The organism is Pseudochrobactrum asaccharolyticum (assembly GCF_003314995.1).
Lineage (GTDB): Bacteria > Pseudomonadota > Alphaproteobacteria > Rhizobiales > Rhizobiaceae > Pseudochrobactrum > Pseudochrobactrum asaccharolyticum.
The window spans coordinates 16,931-36,301 of the sequence record NZ_QNRH01000011.1; the positions used below are offsets into that span (position 1 = coordinate 16,931).

A 19,371-nucleotide genomic window follows, 5' to 3' on the forward strand; every position below is an offset into this window, starting at 1 on the left:
ACTATACTGTTTTATGAAGTTGAGTCGACTTAAATTGGCCATATCTACTCACAAAATATATACTTGTAGATTGCTTTTAGCGAAGGTTATTTCTAGCTGAAAATAAGCATTCTTATTTTATACAAAATCATGTTAGAGTGTAGACTAGTTGACGGAAATGCAATTGTAATCCTTGCTTCGAGCTTCGGCAGTTTGATGGACTAGTGAGGTTGAATGTTTAGCTTCGATGTTGAGCCTAACGAATATACCCTTGCTAAAAAACCGTATGAGACACTGTCTCGATCTGAGAATGCTGTTCGACTAGATAATATGTATCGAAGCCTTGTACGTAATATTCTCAATAAGGCAGCTGCGCATTTTAAAGCTAAGTTAAATTATTTCAGAAAACAGGCAGAGCTGTCGTTGGCTGAAAAGCAAATAGTTGAGTGGGATCTACAACATCGTAATCAACAACGCTTATCCATACGTCAGCACGATAAAATTTACCCCTGGGGCTTTAAAATAACATCACGGCGTTATGGGAATATGATTGCCTCGAGACGTGCCAGACTCGTTCGCGAAGTTGAAAGTTCACAACGAGATCTGGAACTGGCTCAACAAAAACTCCTAATGCGCGCTGATTTCATACGCTGTGGGAGAGCATGGCTTCAGCTTAATCCACCCAAAGTAAGCACTGATCGTATTGCTGAGAGAGAACATTCTTATGAAAAAGTACGGACTGAAGATGGAGTTGAGCGTATCATAATCAGAGGAGTTGAATTCACTTCTGATGATGGGAATGATAAACGTGACGTTATATCTCTGGATGGGCAGGAGGTTATTGTCTCATGCGACGCGGAAGCAAAATCTATACGACAGAGCTTTGGTGTGAGATTGCGTTCTAATGCCCGCGCCTCGGCTTTATTAGGGGATGGGGCTAAGTCGGAAGATGCTTTGCGATTGATTGGAAAAGTGGCCGATTATGGCTACTTGGATGCGATGGTAGGGCATCATTTTTTTACGGCAGGCCATCGTCCGGCAGAAACGTATAGTGCACTTGAATTCAACCTACGCACTTTTCTTAAATATAGAAAAGAGATTACTGACAATTATATGATGCAGGATAACAGTGCGCAGTCCGTTTTTCGTACCAAAGTGAATGGGCGTAGGCTTGATGCCTCTTATGTTGTGCAAGAGCGTGTTTTCAGGGAAAGTCTTGGTAAGGCATTGAAGCCTTTTCCATATCTGTACAAAAGGCCTGTTGAGCCTTTGTTGAAACGGTATGCAGAGGCGGTTGATAGCGATGACGAAGCTAGGCCTCAACCAGTGAAACTCTGTGATCCGGTTCTATGGGTAAAAGAGGCGGATGAGTTTGCGAAAGCTCTTGAGTTTTTGGGAGTAGGGCGTTCATTTATTTTAACTGGGGCTGCCGGAACAGGAAAGACACATATGGTTCCTGGTTTTGTTTCTGCGTGTCTTGCTAATAATAAAACTGTAAAGGTCTTTGCCGGTGGTGGAGCTCTTGATGTTATTGAAGAGCGGTGTCGCGCATTTATGGAGAAAACGCGCGTAATTGAGGTGCCTTTGTTTTGGATACGTGAAAAAGATTATCTTATTTTCACTTCATTCAACCAGAAAAATGCATATCTCGCCGCCAAAACCCCAAACGAAAAATCAATCCTCTTAAGGCAGGCGCAGATACTTCGCCCCGAAAATGATGATGCTGATGTCGTGATTATTGATGAAGCGACGCTTGTATCATATGACGCTTCATTGTTTGAGACTGCGTCCCAAATTGTGGTGATTGGGGATGTGTTTCAAATAGCAAAGACCGGGTCTGTTTTTGTGATTGCTGAAGCCTCTGGATTGCCCACATTGCGTTTAAGAAGGAATTTTCGCGCTAAGAATTGCGATATCATGGCTTGGTCAAATATCTTTTCTTATGAGAATGCGCTGGTCGTTAAAAGTCGAGGGAGGCGGCTCAGTGAAATACGTTATGTTCCTATGGCGGTTAAGGTCAATGGTACGGTTCAAGCTGAAGTAAGCGCGATTGTCAGATCTGCTGCGAATGCTCTCCAGCAAGGTAAGTCTGTTGGCATTGTTGTTTTTGGGAAAAAACAGCTCAGTTCATTACTTATAGCACTTAAAAACGCAGGTCTGGATAATGCTATTAAGTTTGTTGGTTTGCCCAGTGATGTGCAGGGGCAGGAAGCTGACGTAGTTTATGTCTCCATGGGCGCTGCTTTAACCAAGACAGGACGTATACCTGCGAATATTGATGGACTAAGTGATAATGATGGGATCATGCACATGAATGTTGCATTGTCACGCGCGGTTGAGCAAACGGTCGTTTACTCAGGATTGTTATCCGATGATATTGACTTACGTATTGCCACTTTTGGGCAAGCAATTATTCGCTCTGTATTGGATTGTTTCGCGAAACTGCCGACGCAAAATCAAATGGATACAGAAGTTAAATACAATCGCTCGTTGGCGTGAATTCAATACCGTTTTTGGTAACGTGAATTAACAATGTAAGCATTGTTGACGGATCATTTTCTTATATTTTTCTTTTCTCACCCGCAACTAAATATACATTTAAATAAAAAATGCATGTGAAATTTAACATTTAAGATGTTGAGTTTTGTAATGTTTTTACAATGCATATATTTGGTTGCAGGGGTTGTTGACTTAAATAATTGTTTTCATTTGATTTTTCCATGTCATCCTTAATTAGCAATAGTGCTCAATCAAGGAATTAAAAAATGCGCAGTATTATAATTGCCAACAAAACAGGTGGCGTAGGAAAAACAACGATATCGGAGTTGTTTAATATATATCTGGATAAGCATGACCATCAATTCTCTTTATTTTCTATAGAGGGGCAAGGCTCTAATATAGGATATATGTCTTCTTTGAAGCGTGCAGTACCGCATACAAAAGATGTATTCGTTCAATCACCGCATCAATATGGTGTTGCTAATCAGAAAGAGTTTTTGGAAATTTGGTCGGATGTCTTAGAGCCTGTTTTCAAAGGGAGTTGCATCGTCGATTTTGGAGCGAATGCCCTTGCCGGCTATCAACATGTCTGTGCTTTGTTTGAAAATGGTCGTACTATTTGGAGAGATCAGGAGGCGGAAAATGGTTTCTTAAAACCGGTAATTGTTATTCCAGTTACAGCTAATCATAATTCTCATTATGATACAGTTGATTTACTACAGTGGCTATTTACCGAAGACGGTATGAATAACTTCCATCATGTCGTGTTGGTAAGTAATGATTTGCATGGGCCAGTTAATTTTGAGGAAGATTTACAGGAGTTAATATCTGCAAATAGTTCAAAAATAAGCCTGATTGATCTAGAGAGAAATCAATCTGAATTTGGAATGCGTTCTCTTTCAGAGGGGATGGTCAAGATGCGGAAGTTTTTGAATGCCTCGCGAGAAGTTGGGAATGAAATGATGCGAAGTTCGATGAATCTGTACGACTTAGCTGCAATACGCAGTATGGATAGATGGTTAGAGAGCTTTGAATATGAATTAGAAAAAATACAGCTCTTGAATCTTTTGAAACACGAAATGCCGGTTTCAGCGTCAGAAGACAATGGTACTGAGAGTGTCATTATACGCTTTGAGTAACGGATGGCGTGAATGATTTATGCTTTATGTCACCCTTAAATTACGTAATGTGATTTAAGGGTGAATTCTGTTTATAATGTTTAGCTCTGGCGTTGAGTTTCGGCAATGTCATTAATGCGATACGATCTTCGCAAAATAGTGTATGGTGTTAAATGTGGTCGTGCACTGCAAAGCCGGTGTGCTTCTGTTCGTTTTGCCTGATAGGAAAGCTACGGTTGAGGAAGCGAACATTGATCAAAAAAATCCAACGTATATCCTTGGTGGCGGCAGGACTTTATGAAAAGTCATGAGCGTCAGATACTAAAAAATTTGGCTTTTTGCGTAACAATGAAACTTTCCTTCACTGATACGCAACAGGTCAAACTATTTTTGTTACGTCTGTGTGCTTTTGAAGATATCAGCCTCAATAGCTATTATATCTGGCAATATAAGGCTCTAGTGGTCATTAGCTTGATGGCATGCTCGTACATGATGGCATAAGTATGCTCATATGATGCGAAAGAACAGTCTGAAAGCAAGGCAAAAGGCTCGTCAAACACATGACCAGCAGCAACCATTACGTACCTCATGCAGCCACGTTCTAGGTCAAGAATTTTCTTACGAAACGCTAGATTAGAAAATGAGATTTGATATAAGGCTGACTTTATTCGACCATTGCTGCTGAGTTTTATTTATACCGCATCATGGGATGGGAAGCAGTGATCGTATAAAGCAAGATCCGGCGATCAGACCATTGAAATTCGATGGCCTAATCTGGCCTTATTCAGTGCTCCAATAAGGAAGACTCATATGCTGCTGACGGCAATCGTGATCTCCTCAAAAACTACGGTAACTTAGCATCCATGAGTGGAATAAGAAAGATGCTATAATAAGGCCACGATTTGGCGCTCTATTTTCTATCCTGTAAAGAAGCTGTAAAGCATATTGGTGAATATGTTGATGGCTTCTATAATCCGCTGCATAGACATTCTGCTGTTGGCTATAAAACACTAATTCAATTCGGAACCGAAAACGCAACCTTAACTATAACACGAAAACTGTCTGCTAATTCAGGCAAGTTTAGAGCGGTGTGACGGCAATTTGGTCGCAATGGGGGGATCTCGATTTTTCAACATATTGGATCTTTCTTTGCGTGCTAGGTCTCATCTTCTCGTCTGAAATGGAATGCGGGCGATCACCTTGATCTCGAAATCGAAACCGGCAAGCCAGTTCACCCCGATTGCTGTCCAGTTTGGATAGGGCGGCTCGGGGAAGACTTCGCTCTTCACTGCCATGATGGTTGCAAATTGGTTCTCAGGATCGGTATGGAAACTCGTCACATCGACGATGTCGTTGAGTGTGCAACCGCCGGCTGCCAAGGTGGCTATGAGATTGGCGAAAGCTAGTCGGACCTGTTCGACAAAGTCCGGTTCGGGCGAGCCGTCCTTGCGACTTCCGACCTGACCGGAAACAAACAGAAGATCTCCGGAGGCAATGGCGGCTGAGTAACCGTGCGCCTCGTAGAGTGCGTGACGGTTTGCGGGAAAAATGGGGATGGGTTTCGTCATATTGATTTCTCTCCTGCTACGGCTTGCTCGAACGCCGAAAGGCAAATCGAGTGAGCCACGGTTTTAGTCCGTATCGCAGACACCATTGTTATTTTTGCAACGCCGATGCCGCGAGAGATACATATTTCTTCAGAGGAACGTGAGCATTCGTTCTGCAATTTCCGCGGCATGAGTCTCCAGTGCGAAATGTCCCGCGTCGAGCAGATGGATTTCTGCGTCTGGAAGATCGCGTCGATATGCTTCGGCTCCGGCTGGGATGAACGCCGGATCATGGCGTCCCCACACTGCCAACAGAGGCGGGCGATGCTCGCGGAAGTAAGCTTGGAAAGTAGGATACAGCGCAACATTGCTGCGATAATCGAGGATCAGATCCAGTTGAATCTCTTCTGCACCTTGCCTCGCCATATAGGCGATGTCGAGTTCATAACCGTCGGGTGAGAGCAAGTCCGGGTTGGCTCCGGTACCATATTGCCAGTTTCGGATCGTGTCCGGTGCCAAGGAGGGACGGCAAGCTTCTCGGTTCGCAGCATTAGGTTCGCGCCAATATGTCTCCCATGGCCCCCACTGGTCGCTGAAGCCATCGATATAAGCGTTGCCATTCTGCGAGACGATTGCCATGACGCGCTCGGGATGACGTATCGCCAAACGTAACCCGACTGGCGCACCGTAATCGAAGATGTAGAGTGCATACCGATCAAGGGACAGAGCCTCAGTGAAGCCCTCAATCACATCGGCAAGGCGGTCGAACGTATAGTCGAACAGGCCCCTTGCCGGTGCCTTGGTCTGCCCAAAGCCAGGCAGGTCTGGTGCTATCAGTCGGAAGCGATCGGCAAGAAGCGGAATTAGGTCACGGAACATGTGACTGGCGGTCGGAAATCCATGCAACAGCAGGATTACCGGACCGTCTTCTGGTCCAGCTTCCCGGTAGAAAACTTCAACATTGCCTACTTTTTTGAAACCGTAGCGTATTGTCATGATGCGCACCTTTCTTTTGTTTTTAGATATGTAGTGCATTTCATATTGGAGAATAATAAGTAAAATCTGGAAGAATCGATTGCAGAATTGGAAACAATGATGGACCGTCTGGAAGCTATGTCGATCTTCGTAACTGTGGTAGATTCCGGTTCGCTTGCTGGTGCCGCCCGAAGGCTTGGCCTCTCTCCTGCAACGGTCACGCGGGCTGTCACACAACTCGAAGATACAGCCGGTGAGCGGCTTATAGAGCGTACGACACGTCGCTTTGCCGTTACGGAAACCGGCGAGCGTCATGTTTCGACATACCGGCTAATGCTTGAAGAGCTTGCGCATCTTGAGGCCGGGGCACAGGACCTGGACATCAGTGGTAGTGTGGTAATTACAGCCCCGGAACTTTTCGGCCGTATGAAAGTGATGCCTGTGATTGAAAAGTTTCTGACGGCATATCCGCGCGTTCAGGTCCGTGTGCTTCTTCTCAATCGACTGGTCGATCTTGTCGGCGAAGGTGTAGATATCGCCGTTCGCCTTGCTGATCTGCCGGATTCGTCAATGAGTGCATTGCGGGTAGGTGAGGTTCGTCGATTGACCTGCGCCGCGCCGTCTTATCTGGCTGAGCATCCGACGCCGACCCGTCCCGCCGACTTGGCTAACCACAGATGCATCGGTTTAAATGAAGCCGGGGCCCAGGAGTTGTGGCCGTACCTGGAAAATACTGTAACAAATCGGGTTCGATCGGTTCGCGTATCTTGTCGTATAGCACTCAATAGCGCAGGTGCAGCGATTGACGCGGCAGAACGCGGAATGGGTATTGTGCGTCCTCTCTCTTATCAGGTCGAGCGTCAACTCGCGGAGGGAGCTCTGGTTGATATTCTCGCTCAGTACGAACCTGATCCGATTCCGGTTCATCTTGTTTTCCAACCGAGGCGGTTCGATGGAGGTGCATTACGCGCCTTTATCGATTTTGCCGTGCCTCTTCTGCGAAAATCAGTTATCAGCAAATTCTCGCCGCCATTATGAAGCCTTGAGGACATCAAGGTGCGAATTCCGCCTGAGCTAGATGCCATATGCGACAATCGTGCCGCTACCTAAGGGATCGGTATAATCGCACAGATGTCATTTTTTAGTATTGACATATCGCTTATTCCCGATATGTATTGGGTATGGATTTACTCGAAATATTCAAAGCCCTCTCAAACCGTACACGTCTTGAAATCGTGCAGGGTCTGAAGGACCCAGTGAAGAATTTTCCCCCGCAGGATGAGGGGGATGTCAATGTCGTGGGCGTCTGCGTCAGTAGTATACAAGAAGGTGTCGGACTGTCGCAGTCGACAGTATCCGATTATCTTGCAACGCTGCAGCGGGCTGGCTTGGTCGAAGTCAGGCGCATCGGTCAATGGACTTACTATAAACGGAACGAAGCGACGATCAGCGCTCTGACCGAGATCATAGGGAAAGACCTGTGATCATTTACTATATAATATCGAAAAATCCCGATATCTCTTTTTATCGAAGTGAGGAAATACAATGAAAGCGATGATACTTAACTCTTTTGGTAGCCCGGAATCGTTCGAGCTTTGCGACGTGCCAAAGCCTGTTCCGCAGGCAGGAGAAGTCCTAGTGCGCGTGCACGCTACATCGATCAATCCGTTGGACTATCAGGTTCGACGCGGTGACTATCGCGACTATGTCCCACTCCCGGCGATTACTGGTCATGACGTATCCGGTGTTGTCGAAGAAGTCGGGCCAGGCGTGACGATGTTCTCTCCAGGAGACGAAGTCTGGTACACCCCGCAAATCTTTGACGGACCGGGCAGCTATGCCGAATACCACGTTGCGAAGGAAACTATTATCGGAAGGAAACCCTCATCGCTCAGCCATCTCGAAGCGGCAAGTCTGAGCCTGGTTGGCGGGACGGTGTGGGAGGCCCTCGTTGAGCGCGCAACTCTGAGAGTGGGGGAAAGCATCTTGATTCATGGCGGCGCCGGAGGGGTCGGTCATGTGGCAATCCAGGTCGCGAAAGCCATCGGTGCGAAGGTATTCACGACTGTACGCGAAGATAACTTCGAATTTGCACGAAGTGTTGGGGCGGATGTCGTTATCGACTACAAAAAAGAAGATTATATCAGCGCCATTATGCGGGAAACGGATGGCTGCGGCGTTGACGTCGTGTTTGACACCATTGGTGGCGACACATTGTCCCGCAGCCCGGATGTGCTCGCGCAACTTGGTCGCGTTGTCACGATCGTGGACATCGCACAGCCACAGAACCTTATTGAAGCGTGGGGCAAGAACGCAAGTTATCACTTCGTTTTCACGCGACAGAACCGCGGTAAGCTGGATGAACTGACCACACTGGTTGAGCGTGGCCAACTGCGTCCACACGTAGGCGCTGTTTATGCGCTAGCCGACCTGTCTCAAGCCCATACTCGCCTTGAAACCCCGAACAACGGCATTCGGGGAAAAATCGTGATTGCAGTTGACCCGTCCGCTGACACTACGCGTGCAAGTTCGTAAACGCTCAACTCCATTAAAGGTGCAATCATGATTTATGAGATCGCGCTGCTGCCCGTTCATAGGGAGCAAATTGAGGCGTTCAGAAAAGCATTCGACAAAGTCCTTCCGTTGCTTAGCCGCGCCCAGGGTTACCGCGGGCACCTACTGGCGCAAGGGATCGAAACGCCAGAAGTGTTTAATCTTATCGTGCGATGGCGTTCACTTGAGGATCACACACCAGGCTTCGAAGCAAGCGAAGACCATGAAAATTTCATGAGAGGCCTACAGGAATATTTTTCGGAAGAGCCGAAAGTCTATCATATCGAAGGCGGAGCTTTTACCGCAAGCGAACATGATGATCTGAACACTGCCACTTAGTATGGGCAACGCCGATAGATCAGGGAATTTGCGGCTCTGAAACGATGGGTGGTTGTCAGGTTGTTTTTTACAGCCACCCATTTCCGGAACGTAATCCCGTTGTCAGTCGGTGAAAGAAAGGCTTCATATGCAAATTGGAACTCTCAAAGAGAATTATCCGGGCGAGTCGCGTGTCGCAATGACACCGGAAAGTGCGATTCAACTGATGAAACTGGGACATGCTTGTGCCATCGAGGCAGGTGCTGGGCTTTCGGCCGGAATTTCGGACGATGCCTACCTGGCGGTTGGGGTGAAAGTGCTTGAGGGAGCTACCGCGCTTGCCGCAACTTCCGACGTCATCGTCAAAGTGCGACAACCGACGAAAGCGGAAGTTGACCTTCTATCATCAGACAAGACGCTGATCTCGTTCTTCTATCCCGGCCAGAATGCGGAACTGTTGGAGCTTGCCAAGGAAAAGGGTGCCAACGTCATCGCCATGGACATGGTACCGCGTATTAGCCGCGCTCAGAAGATGGATGTGTTGTCGTCGATGGCCAATATCGCTGGCTACCGCGCGGTGATCGAGGCCGGCAATAATTTCGGTCGCTTTTTCACCGGCCAGGTGACGGCCGCTGGAAAGGTGCCGCCGGCCAAGGTGTTGGTGATCGGTGCGGGCGTTGCCGGTCTTGCGGCGATCGGTGTCGCCACCTCGCTCGGCGCTCAGACCTATGCCTTTGATGTGCGTCCCGAGGTTGCCGAGCAGATCGAGAGCATGGGGGCGGAGTTCGTCTATCTCGATTTCGCCGATGGTGAGGGGGGCGGTCACCAGGATGGCGCTGCCACCGGCGGCTATGCGGCACCTTCTTCGCCGGAATTCCGCGAGAAGCAGCTTGCCAAGTTCCGCGAGCTTGCGCCGCAGATCGACATCGTCATCACCACAGCGCTGATCCCCGGCCGTGATGCGCCAAAACTCTGGCTTGCCGACATGGTGGCAGCGATGAAGCCGGGATCGGTGATTGTCGACCTTGCGGCCGAGCGTGGCGGCAACTGCGATCTGACGGTTGCCGATCAGCGGATCGTCTCCGACAATGGCGTCATCATCATCGGCTATACCGATTTCCCGAGCCGCATGGCTGCGCAGGCATCGACACTCTATGCCACTAATATCCGCCATATGCTGACCGACTTGACGCCGGGCAAGGATGGCAAGCTCGTCCACAACATGGAGGATGACGTTATCCGCGGTGCGACCGTCACCTTCGAGGGGGCGATCACCTATCCGCCGCCACCGCCGAAGATCGCTGCGATCGCGGCGCAGAAACCAAAGGAGAAGGTGAAGGAACCGACACCGGAGGAAAGACGCGCCACCGAGGCTGCAGCCTTCAAGGCTCAGACGAAGAGCCAGTTGACGCTGCTCGCCATCGGTACAGCGCTGCTGCTTTTGGTAGGCGCCTTTGCGCCGCCGGCCTTCATGAGCCACTTCGTCGTCTTCGTGCTCGCCTGCTTCGTCGGCTTCCAGGTTATCTGGAACGTCTCGCATTCGCTGCACACTCCGCTGATGGCGGTTACCAACGCGGTTTCCGGCATCGTCATTCTCGGTGCGCTGCTGCAGATCGGGTCTGGAAACTGGCTGGTGGTGCTGCTTGCTGCACTCTCGGTGCTGATCGCCACGATCAATATCGTCGGCGGCTTCCTCGTCACACGGCGCATGCTCGCCATGTTCCAGAAATCCTGATCGGACAAGGGTAATCATTATGATGATCGGTATCGTATCGGCCGCCTATATCGCGGCAGCCGTTCTCTTCATCCTCTCGCTCGGCGGGCTTTCGGGCCAGGAAAGCGCCAAGCGCGCCGCCTGGTACGGCATGACCGGCATGGGCCTTGCCATCGTCGCCACGCTCTTGGGACCTGACGTTGGTAACTGGCTTGTAATTGTGCTGATGATCGCGGGCGGCGCCGTGCTCGGCCATTTTGTCGCCTCGCGCGTCCAGATGACCGGGATGCCGCAGCTTGTTGCGGCACTCCATTCCTTTGTCGGTCTCGCCGCAGTCTTCATCGGCTTCAACGCCCATATCGAGGCGGTGAATGTCGCTGGTCTCGACGCGATGGCCCGCTCTGTATTGACGGGCTTCGCCGCTATCCTTGCCCACAAAGAACCTGTGGAACTGTCGATTATGAAGGTCGAGGTATTCCTCGGCGTCTTCATCGGCGCAGTCACTTTCACCGGCTCCGTCATTGCCTTCGGCAAGCTTGCCGGCAAGGTCGACGGCAAGGCAAAGAAGCTGCCGGGCGGTCATCTGCTCAACGCCGGTGCTGCGCTACTCTCGTTCGCAATGCTGGTGCTCTACGTCAATGGTGCGGGCACCTGGACGCTACTCGTTATGACGCTTGCCGCCTTTTTCATCGGCTATCACCTGATCATGGGCATTGGCGGTGCCGACATGCCGGTAGTGGTGTCGATGCTGAACTCCTATTCCGGTTGGGCCGCCGCCGCTATCGGCTTCACGCTTGGAAATGACCTGTTGATCGTCACCGGTGCGCTGGTCGGCTCGTCCGGCGCGATCCTCTCCTACATCATGTGCAAGGCGATGAACCGCTCCTTCCTGTCGGTCATCCTCGGCGGCTTCGGTGTAACTACCGGTCCGGCAATGGAAATCATCGGCGAGCAGATCGCCATCGATGCCGATGGCGTGGCCGCGGCCCTCAACGACGCCGACAGCGTCATCATCGTGCCAGGCTACGGCATGGCGGTGGCGCAGGCGCAGCAGTCAGTCTCCAAGCTTACCCGCAAGCTGCGGGCAGCCGGCAAGAACGTGCGCTTTGCTATTCATCCGGTCGCCGGCCGGTTACCGGGTCATATGAACGTGCTGCTTGCAGAGGTGAAGGTTCCTTACGATATCGTTCTGGAGATGGACGAGATCAACGACGATTTCCCCGAGACCGACGTGGCCATCATCATTGGCTCGAACGATATCGTCAATCCGGCCGCGCAGGAAGATCCGAATTCGCCCATTGCCGGTATGCCGGTACTCGAAGTGTGGAAGGCCAAGCAGGTGATCGTCTCCAAGCGCGGTCAGGGCACAGGTTACTCCGGCATCGAAAACCCGCTGTTTTACAAGGACAACACCCGCATGTTCTACGGCGACGCCAAGAAGAGCATCGATCAGTTGCTGCCCATTCTGGCTTAATTTAAGGGACGATAAATGGCCAAGAGGCTGGATGTGTTCTCGATCGGTCGCGGGGATATTACCCAACACAGTACGTAAACTGATGGACGTTTGATGACAAACACGTCTTTCGCAAATGTATAGGGGCCCTACCGAGATCGTGGTAGACCAGCCTGCCTCGGCCGGAAGAGCATCGTCATTCCGTCCTTCGGTAACGAGCATATGGGGCTTCATCCGCGTGACGCCGCTGACATGGAGCTCTGTGAATAGGAAGTCGCAATTCCTAAGAAAGCTCGTAATGATCCAACGCTGGAAATCGATATTGAGCCATCACTCCAACCTTGAAAGTGCACTACATGGATAACCGTCTGTCGATCGTCAAGGCAGCAACATGGATGATGGCATCTGTATTGCTGATACTGCTAATGTCTATTTCGGGCCGAGCTGTTACCCGGACGCTTGATGTCTTCCAGCTAATGGAAATGCGTTCCGTCATCGCTATGTTTATGCTGTTGCCGTTTGTTTATCGAGAAGGCGGGATCCGGGCAATGCGAACCAGTATCCTGCCTACGCACATCGGCCGCAACGTTGTCCACTACGTGGGACAATATGCCTGGTTAATGGGACTGACACTAATCCCATTGGCTCAGGTTATTTCGATTGAGTTCACCGCGCCGATTTGGGCCGCTTTTCTGGCAGCCATATTCCTGAATGAGCGACTGACATGGCAAAAGGGAGCAGTAATCCTTTTTGGCTTGGCGGGCGTCGCGTTAATTGTGCGTCCGGGCGTAGCTCCCCTAAATCTTGGCCATTTGATAACGCTCGGAGCAGCCTTTGCGTTCGCAATCTCGTTCATATCTACCAAAGCTCTGACGCGTTCCGACAGTGCTACAAAGATCATTTTCTGGATGCTTGTGATCCAATCGATTATTGGGATCGTCCCGGCGCTGAATGTGTGGATTTGGCCGTCAGCTTTAATGTGGCCATGGTTATTTCTGTTCGCATTTGCCGGTTCATTTGCCCACTTTTGTATGGCGAAGGCCTTGGCCCATGCAGATGCTACAGTTGTGATGCCCATGGACTATCTGCGGGTGCCGTTATCAGCTTTAGTGGGGTATCTGTTGTATGCCGAGGTGATAGATAGCTTCACTGCGGTGGGCGCAGGTTTGATCCTGGTTGGTAATTTGTTCAATCTGCGACCACCGAATGCTGAGAGACTTGAATCTAGTTGAAGGTTGAAACCTGCTAGAATGTTTCGCCTAAGGGCTTCATATCTTCGCTGTGAAGTGGTGCTATTTTCATTGCCCCGTCTCGCTTCCCCAGTATCACCGGATGCTGATCACTGCGACAGATCACAATCTCAACTGTTCAATATCAGTGAGAAGACTTGGACCAACTGAATTCCAGCCAAGGCGCATTCTCGTTTTGTCACTTGCAGCAATCATAGATTTTCCAACAAAGCCGCTTAACCAGCCGAAGTGCGCGCTAGCCTCTTCAGCGGAGATCGATATGACAGGAAGCCGAAGACGTCGAGAGATTGTTTCTGATATAGCACGGAGGGAAATCCCTTCTTCAGCGGTGGCATGATACCTCGCTCCGGTGTTTTGCTTTTCAATTGCAAGCCGAAACAAGCGCACCGCGTCTGAAACATGGGTTGCAGACCAACGATTAGTACCATCCTCGATGTATGCTACACGACCTGCCCTCGCAGCATGTTCTATTAAGAAGGTTACTAAACCTTGTCTGTAGGTGTCATGAATTTGCGATAATCTCACGGTCGATATATTCACGCCGCGCTCCACCAATGCGCTGATTGCGACTTCACATATTACACGCGGATTTGGATGCAATAGATTCAAGCTGTCCTCGTCAGCCAACCCTTCCGGTGTGTTTTCTCCCATCAAGGTACTCGAAGTTACTACCAGAGGTCGAGACGAGCCAACGAGTTCTGTTCCCAAGGCCTCAATCACTTTTTGATCTTTGTGACAATTGGCCACGTAGTTCGAAAAGTTATGGTCAAATCCGGTATGGATTACACCATCGCATACGGCTGCACCCGAGCGCAGACTGTTCAGGTCCTCTAGATCACCCCTGTGAGGCTCGATACCAGCCTTGGTCAGATCATGTGCACCTTTTTCAGATCGCGTGAGACCTAGAACTTGGTGCCCCCCTTCGAGTAACTCCTGTGCAAGTTTGAAGCCAATAAACCCGGTAGCTCCAGTAAGAAAAATTCGCATCAATGTCTCCTCATGTTGAATAACATCGATTTTTGCGCTTAATACTAATCATGTAAAAGTAGTGACATTATCCCATTATAATGAGTAACAGGTTTGTTAAGTGACGACATTCAAGCACTCTCTTGGAACATATCTGAAAGATCGTCGATCCAAGCTGGATCCAGCGGCACTCGGCTTCAGTGGGGCTCGACGACGCACACCTGGGTTACGTCGGGAGGAAGTGGCGCTACGCGCGAATATCAGTCCCACTTGGTATACTTGGCTGGAACAGGGGCGTGGCGGTGCTCCATCACCAGACGTCCTCGACCGTATCGCTAAAGGATTGATGTTAACTGAACCGGAGCGTGAGCATATCTACATGTTAGCGCTCGGCCATCCACCCGAGGTGAGGTATTGTGTGCCGGAAGGTGTAACACCTAGATTACAACGCCTTTTGGACGCTTTTGAGACAAGTCCTGCAATCATCAAAACCGCGCTTTGGGACGTCGTTGCTTGGAACAGGGCAGCGACCGCAGTCCTGACAGATTACAGCAAGTTGTCTCCGAGCAGCCGAAATATTCTCCGTATCGTTTTCTGCACTCCAGAAATACGAGATATGCAGATGGACTGGAACAGTATTGCTCGATCTGTTGTCGGAGCTTTTCGTGCAGATGCCATACGAGCCGGCGCATCTCGCGAAATCAGTGAGCTCGTTGATGAATTGTGCACCAATAGTGCCGAGTTCGCAGCGCTTTGGCAAAACAATGACGTCGAAATTTATGGCGAAGGGATAAAGCGGCTCCAGCATCCGACCGTAGGTCTTATTGAACTTGAGTACTCCGGTTTCGCCGTAGATGGCCGTGCGGATCTAAGTCTTATTGTTTACAATCCAGCTTCGGAAGCTGATAAAAACCGCATTAAAACGCTCATGAAGGGTCGAGGCTTCACATAAAAACAGATCAAAGTGAGTTAAAGTCGGTTGCTGTGCACTCTCTCAACTGGAGCATGGCAGATGTGTGTCTTTAATTGAACTGCATCGATTTTTCTGGGTTCTTCAAAATCAGAGCATCTATCAGCACCAGATAATACGCCAGACAGCATTGAGCGATTGCTTCCAGCCCTTGTCTGAAAACGTAAGAAGATACGAGAAAAAATGAGAACGGCGTTACAAGGCCTGTTGATTGTGGGAGGCTAGCCAGCGAAGGTTGCGCCTGGATCAAACTCGTTTGCTTCGTATCGTTTAAACGAAGTTTCGCCAACGAACAGCGAATAGGTGGTCTCGGATGGTAGTCATTACAGCGCCCGAAATAACGATGAATATGGCAAAAAGCCATATGAGTTTGGAGGTGTTGGCGATGACGCAGTACTGGTTGTGACACCCGCTGCAGAGTGTGGATGAGCCTGGTCTGGACCACTCAGCGCCACGCCTCATCCTTGAACGGTTCCAGACACTAAGAACCATGCAGGTTATTATAGAAAAAGGAGCGACCAGAGTTGCCTACACGACTAGCAGATACACTAACCCCTCAACGTGCTAGCCGATGAGTGAAATGATCTCTAAATTAGAGCGGAGACCGCCTGAGCCAGAGCGCAGAATAGATCAGTGTGTTCTGCGCTCGTTGAGTAGTGATAGGCATCGACAATCTGGCGATGGATGGCTTCATCCTAAGGTGCTTTAGTAGGCAACGAAGCCGTCTGGGCGTACAGAAAGTGCATCTTCGTCTGGCAACCCAGTTAATGAATTCCATGTTACAGCATCGTCAATGAACCGAAAATCGGTCTCGGCTTTATAGGTGAACTTTCCGTCTGGGCGAGCCGCTAGTGGACCCGTTATGGATACGTGCGAGGTGCCAAATAGGTCGAGTGTCGAACGGCGCAGGCCCTCATGCTCGATCCATGCGTGAGGAAAGCGGGTACCCGGTTGGGCTCGCAGGCTGTCGACGGTGTCGTTCGCTCCATAGCGATAACGCGTCTGTAGCTCACCATAATCGGTCAGTTGGTCGAAAAGGTCGGTATTGTCATCACTTCGGATTTGGAATCTTGCATTAAAATCCGTCCGCAACCATGCCTGTTCACCATTCCGGATGGCAACAGGTCGACGTTCGGCCTCATAAGTGTCAAGCAACGTCGAATTATCCTCGCCTTTCAAAACATGCGCAATTTTCCAGGCCAGATTATGGGCATCTGCAATGCCTGCATTGGCATTAAATCCGCCCCAAGGGGGCATGACATGAGCCGCATCACCCATGAGGAAAATACACCCGTCACGATATTTATCAGCCACCCGAACCCGCGTGTTCCATGGGGAGTTCGCGTGTATCTTAATGGGGACATCAGCACCGATTGCAGACTTTATAAGATGGGTCAGGTGTTGATCAGACCACTGTTCGGGTTTCGCTGTGGCGGGGTCATATGAGAGATGGAATGACCAGTGGGTTGTATTGTTCATTGCCAGAAAGATGCCACTCACATCATCGTTTGAGATTTCACATTGGCTAAAAGTACGCCCAGCAACCTGCTGGGTCAGATCCGCCTCAAAGAAAATGTTGAGATAGTGGCGATTAGGTTCGATACCATGCCGATTTATTCCGAGGCTCCTGCGGGTTTCGCTGCGGCTACCATCAGCGGCAAACATATAGGAAGCGCGGATCGTTCGCTCGACGCCTGCTGAATCGCGCGCAGTTGCGGTGACATGTTCACCATGTTGCTCGAACTGTAGTAGCTCCCAGCCAAAACGCACATCGCCGCCACGTGCCTCTAAGGCTTGTCGTAGCACGGGCTCTACAATCGTCTGTGGGCAGGCAGTTAATTCGCAAGGTGAAGGATCGGCAAGTGCATGAAGCTTGGTGATGTCGGCAAGTTGTAGAGATGCGGAGGTCAGCATTGACCCGCCGTGACGGGCTCCCCCGAACTTTCCTTGCTTCCAAGCAGTGCGGGCAATTGCCTCAATTTCGTCCTGTAGGCCAACTTGCCGAAATAGCTCTAAGGTTCGCGCCGAAAAGCCGCGGGCTCGAGGAAGAGGAGAAACATCCTGATTGCGTTCAAGCAATATGAAGGGAATCCGATGGTGCTGGAGAAAAAGGCCTGCTGATAGGCCAACAATTCCTCCTCCAAGAATTAAGACCGGAACGTCCTCAATAATATTATCTATCATGGTGTTTACCTTTAGAATGTGCCATACCTTATCAATGATATAGATTATCAATGATAAGGATGCAAGATATGGTGAGATGGAATCGCGAAACCGTGATCGCAGAGGCTCTTGCTCTGCTTGATGAGGTTGGCATTGATGCTGTGAGCACTAGACGGCTGGCGAAACAGCTCGGCATTGAACAGCCTGCGCTATATTGGCATTTTCGCAGCAAGGCCGCATTGCTCGCGGCTATGGCGGAGGCTGCAATGGAACCGCATGCTCGCGCTCCTTTGCCTACTCCCGCGGATGATTGGCAAATCTGGTTTGCCGATAATGTGAGGAGCTTTCGACATACGCTCTTGCTTCGGCGGGATGGTGCGCGGCTACATGCCGGCACCTATCCAAAACCTAGTGATCTAGATAGGATCGCGCACAAGATCGCATTTTTGACAGCCGCTGGAATATCATTAGAGGATGCCAAGATGGCAATGCTCGCAGCGGGGCGTTTTACTGTTGGAAGTGTGCTGGAAGAGCAAGCAGACCTTGGCACGAGCGATATCGCTGATCATGATCAGATTGGAGGAGCGGTCAATCATGAAGCTGCGTTCGAAGCAGGTTTGAGGCTGATCGTGCGCGGTCTGACAATGTCAATACAGTAAACTGACTGTAATCGAGACTTTAGGAAAATTAACCAATGCTTACTAACAATCTCATTATATCCACGCCAATCGACACATCTCTTATGCGGGGTTTTGTCGAATTGGAGAAAACAACGGTTGGATTGCTGCCACATCGACTTCCGGTCAATGCCCGGACACAATTTTCAGACCCTCAATTGGCCCTGATTGAAACTGAAACTTCGGGCGTACGCCTTGAGTTCAAAACATCTGCAACCACTATCGAAATTGATGTTTTGCCGACCCGTCGAGAGATAGTTGGTATTCGACCACGACCCAACGGCGTTTATGATCTGTGTATTAATGGGCGTCTCGAACGCCAGCAATCGGCCAAAAGCGCAACAATCCTGCTTACCGACATGTCCGCAGGTACGACAGTTCGCAAAGATGGGCCGCTTCAAACACTACGCTTCGATGGCTTGCCCAGCGGTAAAAAGCTGATTGAAATCTGGTTGCCACATAACGAAATTACCGAACTTTGCGCCTTGCGTGCAAATGCTCCGATTGAGCCTTTGCCCAATACAGAAAAATCTGTGTGGGTCCACCACGGTAGTTCGATCAGCCACGGCTCAAATGCTAAATCGCCAACAGAAATCTGGCCAATAATTGCGGCACGAGCAACTGGTATGGATCTGATGAATATGGGTTTCAGCGGGAATGCACTGCTTGACCCATTCACTGCCCGTGCGATCCGGGACAGGCGGGCTGACTTCATCAGTGTCAAGATCGGTATAAATCTGGTCAATATGGATCTGATGCGGCTGCGTGCATTCGGACCGGCAGTTCATGGCTTTTTAGATACCATTCGGGATGGCCATCCTGATACACCATTACTTATGATTTCTCCGATCTACTGCCCGATCCATGAAACAACGCCGGGGCCGGGAATGTTCGACTTAAAAGCACTGGCAGAAGGCCAAACAAAGTTCCTCGCCTCCGGCAACTCTGAGGAGGTTCAAACGGGTAAACTGACGCTGACGGTCATTCGTCAACATCTACAGCGAATTGTCGAAGAGCGCTCTTCACATGACCCCAATATTCACTACCTCGACGGGCTTATGTTATATGGCGAGCAAGATCATGCACGCTTGCCACTGGAGGATCGACTGCACCCAGACGCTGAAGTTCACCGATTGATTGGCCAGCGATTTGCTCCGCTGCTTCAAAGCAGGTGCCGATTGTAGCGAGC

The 19,371-nt window shown here is 50.0% G+C and carries 16 protein-coding genes; 12 read left to right on the top strand and 4 right to left on the bottom strand.

What is annotated here, in order from left to right; genetic code table 11:
- The first annotated feature begins 213 nt into the window (after positions 1-213).
- Both DFR47_RS18965 and DFR47_RS18970 read left to right on the top strand, forming a co-directional pair.
- Positions 214-2,478 (top strand): AAA family ATPase, encoded by a 2,265-nt coding sequence (locus DFR47_RS18965; RefSeq protein WP_113946082.1) that lies wholly within the window; start codon positions 214-216, stop codon positions 2,476-2,478.
- 266 nt (positions 2,479-2,744) lie between these two features.
- A complete protein-coding gene (locus DFR47_RS18970) occupies positions 2,745-3,617 on the top strand; it encodes a hypothetical protein (RefSeq protein ID WP_113946083.1) in 873 nt (290 codons plus the stop codon).
- A gap of 1,142 nt (positions 3,618-4,759) precedes the next feature.
- On the opposite strand, the gene DFR47_RS18985 is transcribed toward DFR47_RS18970, so the two are convergent.
- Both DFR47_RS18985 and DFR47_RS18990 read right to left on the bottom strand, forming a co-directional pair.
- On the bottom strand, positions 4,760-5,164 hold the full coding sequence (locus DFR47_RS18985) for a RidA family protein (protein WP_113946086.1): 405 nt from the start codon (positions 5,162-5,164) through the stop codon (positions 4,760-4,762).
- A 129-nt stretch (positions 5,165-5,293) separates the two neighbouring features.
- Positions 5,294-6,139 carry an alpha/beta fold hydrolase gene (locus DFR47_RS18990; protein ID WP_113946087.1) on the bottom strand — a complete coding sequence of 282 codons (846 nt, stop codon included), beginning with the start codon at positions 6,137-6,139 and terminating at the stop codon, positions 5,294-5,296.
- Positions 6,140-6,235: 96 nt separating this feature from the next.
- Here DFR47_RS18990 and DFR47_RS18995 point away from each other — a divergent pair, with 96 nt between their 5' ends.
- The 7 genes from DFR47_RS18995 (at position 6,236) to DFR47_RS19025 (ending at position 13,388) form a co-directional block, all read left to right on the top strand.
- A complete protein-coding gene (locus tag DFR47_RS18995) occupies positions 6,236-7,156 on the top strand; it encodes a LysR family transcriptional regulator (protein ID WP_113946088.1) in 921 nt (306 codons plus the stop codon).
- A gap of 143 nt (positions 7,157-7,299) precedes the next feature.
- Positions 7,300-7,602: an ArsR/SmtB family transcription factor gene (locus tag DFR47_RS19000; RefSeq protein ID WP_113946089.1), complete on the top strand. Its 303-nt coding sequence runs from the start codon at positions 7,300-7,302 to the stop codon at positions 7,600-7,602.
- Between the two features lie 61 nt (positions 7,603-7,663).
- Complete coding sequence (locus tag DFR47_RS19005; RefSeq protein ID WP_113946090.1) at positions 7,664-8,653, top strand: zinc-dependent alcohol dehydrogenase family protein; 990 nt, start codon at positions 7,664-7,666, stop codon at positions 8,651-8,653.
- 27 nt (positions 8,654-8,680) lie between these two features.
- Positions 8,681-9,010, top strand: coding sequence for an antibiotic biosynthesis monooxygenase family protein (locus DFR47_RS19010; RefSeq protein ID WP_113946091.1), 330 nt, complete (start codon positions 8,681-8,683; stop codon positions 9,008-9,010).
- A gap of 127 nt (positions 9,011-9,137) precedes the next feature.
- Positions 9,138-10,724, top strand: coding sequence for a Re/Si-specific NAD(P)(+) transhydrogenase subunit alpha (locus DFR47_RS19015; protein ID WP_113946092.1), 1,587 nt, complete (start codon positions 9,138-9,140; stop codon positions 10,722-10,724).
- Between the two features lie 19 nt (positions 10,725-10,743).
- Entirely contained in the window at positions 10,744-12,177 is a 1,434-nt protein-coding gene (locus DFR47_RS19020; protein ID WP_113946093.1) for an NAD(P)(+) transhydrogenase (Re/Si-specific) subunit beta, read from the top strand.
- Between the two features lie 335 nt (positions 12,178-12,512).
- Positions 12,513-13,388 carry a DMT family transporter gene (locus DFR47_RS19025; protein WP_245416649.1) on the top strand — a complete coding sequence of 292 codons (876 nt, stop codon included), beginning with the start codon at positions 12,513-12,515 and terminating at the stop codon, positions 13,386-13,388.
- Between the two features lie 120 nt (positions 13,389-13,508).
- Here DFR47_RS19025 and DFR47_RS19030 read toward each other — a convergent pair whose 3' ends face one another.
- Complete coding sequence (locus DFR47_RS19030) at positions 13,509-14,393, bottom strand: SDR family oxidoreductase (RefSeq protein WP_113946095.1); 885 nt, start codon at positions 14,391-14,393, stop codon at positions 13,509-13,511.
- 100 nt (positions 14,394-14,493) lie between these two features.
- On the opposite strand from DFR47_RS19030, the gene DFR47_RS19035 reads away from it, so the two are divergent.
- Positions 14,494-15,324 (top strand): helix-turn-helix transcriptional regulator, encoded by an 831-nt coding sequence (locus DFR47_RS19035; RefSeq protein ID WP_113946096.1) that lies wholly within the window; start codon positions 14,494-14,496, stop codon positions 15,322-15,324.
- A 723-nt stretch (positions 15,325-16,047) separates the two neighbouring features.
- On the opposite strand, the gene DFR47_RS19040 is transcribed toward DFR47_RS19035, so the two are convergent.
- Positions 16,048-17,526 carry an FAD-dependent monooxygenase gene (locus DFR47_RS19040; protein WP_113946097.1) on the bottom strand — a complete coding sequence of 493 codons (1,479 nt, stop codon included), beginning with the start codon at positions 17,524-17,526 and terminating at the stop codon, positions 16,048-16,050.
- Positions 17,527-17,594: 68 nt separating this feature from the next.
- On the opposite strand from DFR47_RS19040, the gene DFR47_RS19045 reads away from it, so the two are divergent.
- Together DFR47_RS19045 and DFR47_RS19050 are read left to right on the top strand one after the other, a co-directional pair.
- Positions 17,595-18,164, top strand: coding sequence for a TetR/AcrR family transcriptional regulator C-terminal domain-containing protein (locus DFR47_RS19045; RefSeq protein ID WP_113946098.1), 570 nt, complete (start codon positions 17,595-17,597; stop codon positions 18,162-18,164).
- Between the two features lie 35 nt (positions 18,165-18,199).
- Entirely contained in the window at positions 18,200-19,366 is a 1,167-nt protein-coding gene (locus DFR47_RS19050; protein ID WP_113946099.1) for an SGNH/GDSL hydrolase family protein, read from the top strand.
- Positions 19,367-19,371 lie beyond the last annotated feature (5 nt).

Bases quoted from the DNA above. Each gene is read 5' to 3' on its own strand.
- DFR47_RS18965 (WP_113946082.1), top strand. From the start codon at position 214: ATGTTTAGCTTCGATGTTGAGCCTAACGAATATACCCTTGCTAAAAAA.
- DFR47_RS18970 (WP_113946083.1), top strand. From the start codon at position 2,745: ATGCGCAGTATTATAATTGCCAACAAAACAGGTGGCGTAGGAAAAACA.
- DFR47_RS18985 (WP_113946086.1), bottom strand. From the start codon at position 5,164: ATGACGAAACCCATCCCCATTTTTCCCGCAAACCGTCACGCACTCTAC.
- DFR47_RS18990 (WP_113946087.1), bottom strand. From the start codon at position 6,139: ATGACAATACGCTACGGTTTCAAAAAAGTAGGCAATGTTGAAGTTTTC.
- DFR47_RS18995 (WP_113946088.1), top strand. From the start codon at position 6,236: ATGATGGACCGTCTGGAAGCTATGTCGATCTTCGTAACTGTGGTAGAT.
- DFR47_RS19000 (WP_113946089.1), top strand. From the start codon at position 7,300: ATGGATTTACTCGAAATATTCAAAGCCCTCTCAAACCGTACACGTCTT.
- DFR47_RS19005 (WP_113946090.1), top strand. From the start codon at position 7,664: ATGAAAGCGATGATACTTAACTCTTTTGGTAGCCCGGAATCGTTCGAG.
- DFR47_RS19010 (WP_113946091.1), top strand. From the start codon at position 8,681: ATGATTTATGAGATCGCGCTGCTGCCCGTTCATAGGGAGCAAATTGAG.
- DFR47_RS19015 (WP_113946092.1), top strand. From the start codon at position 9,138: ATGCAAATTGGAACTCTCAAAGAGAATTATCCGGGCGAGTCGCGTGTC.
- DFR47_RS19020 (WP_113946093.1), top strand. From the start codon at position 10,744: ATGATGATCGGTATCGTATCGGCCGCCTATATCGCGGCAGCCGTTCTC.
- DFR47_RS19025 (WP_245416649.1), top strand. From the start codon at position 12,513: ATGGATAACCGTCTGTCGATCGTCAAGGCAGCAACATGGATGATGGCA.
- DFR47_RS19030 (WP_113946095.1), bottom strand. From the start codon at position 14,393: ATGCGAATTTTTCTTACTGGAGCTACCGGGTTTATTGGCTTCAAACTT.
- DFR47_RS19040 (WP_113946097.1), bottom strand. From the start codon at position 17,526: ATGATAGATAATATTATTGAGGACGTTCCGGTCTTAATTCTTGGAGGA.
- DFR47_RS19045 (WP_113946098.1), top strand. From the start codon at position 17,595: ATGGTGAGATGGAATCGCGAAACCGTGATCGCAGAGGCTCTTGCTCTG.
- DFR47_RS19050 (WP_113946099.1), top strand. From the start codon at position 18,200: ATGCTTACTAACAATCTCATTATATCCACGCCAATCGACACATCTCTT.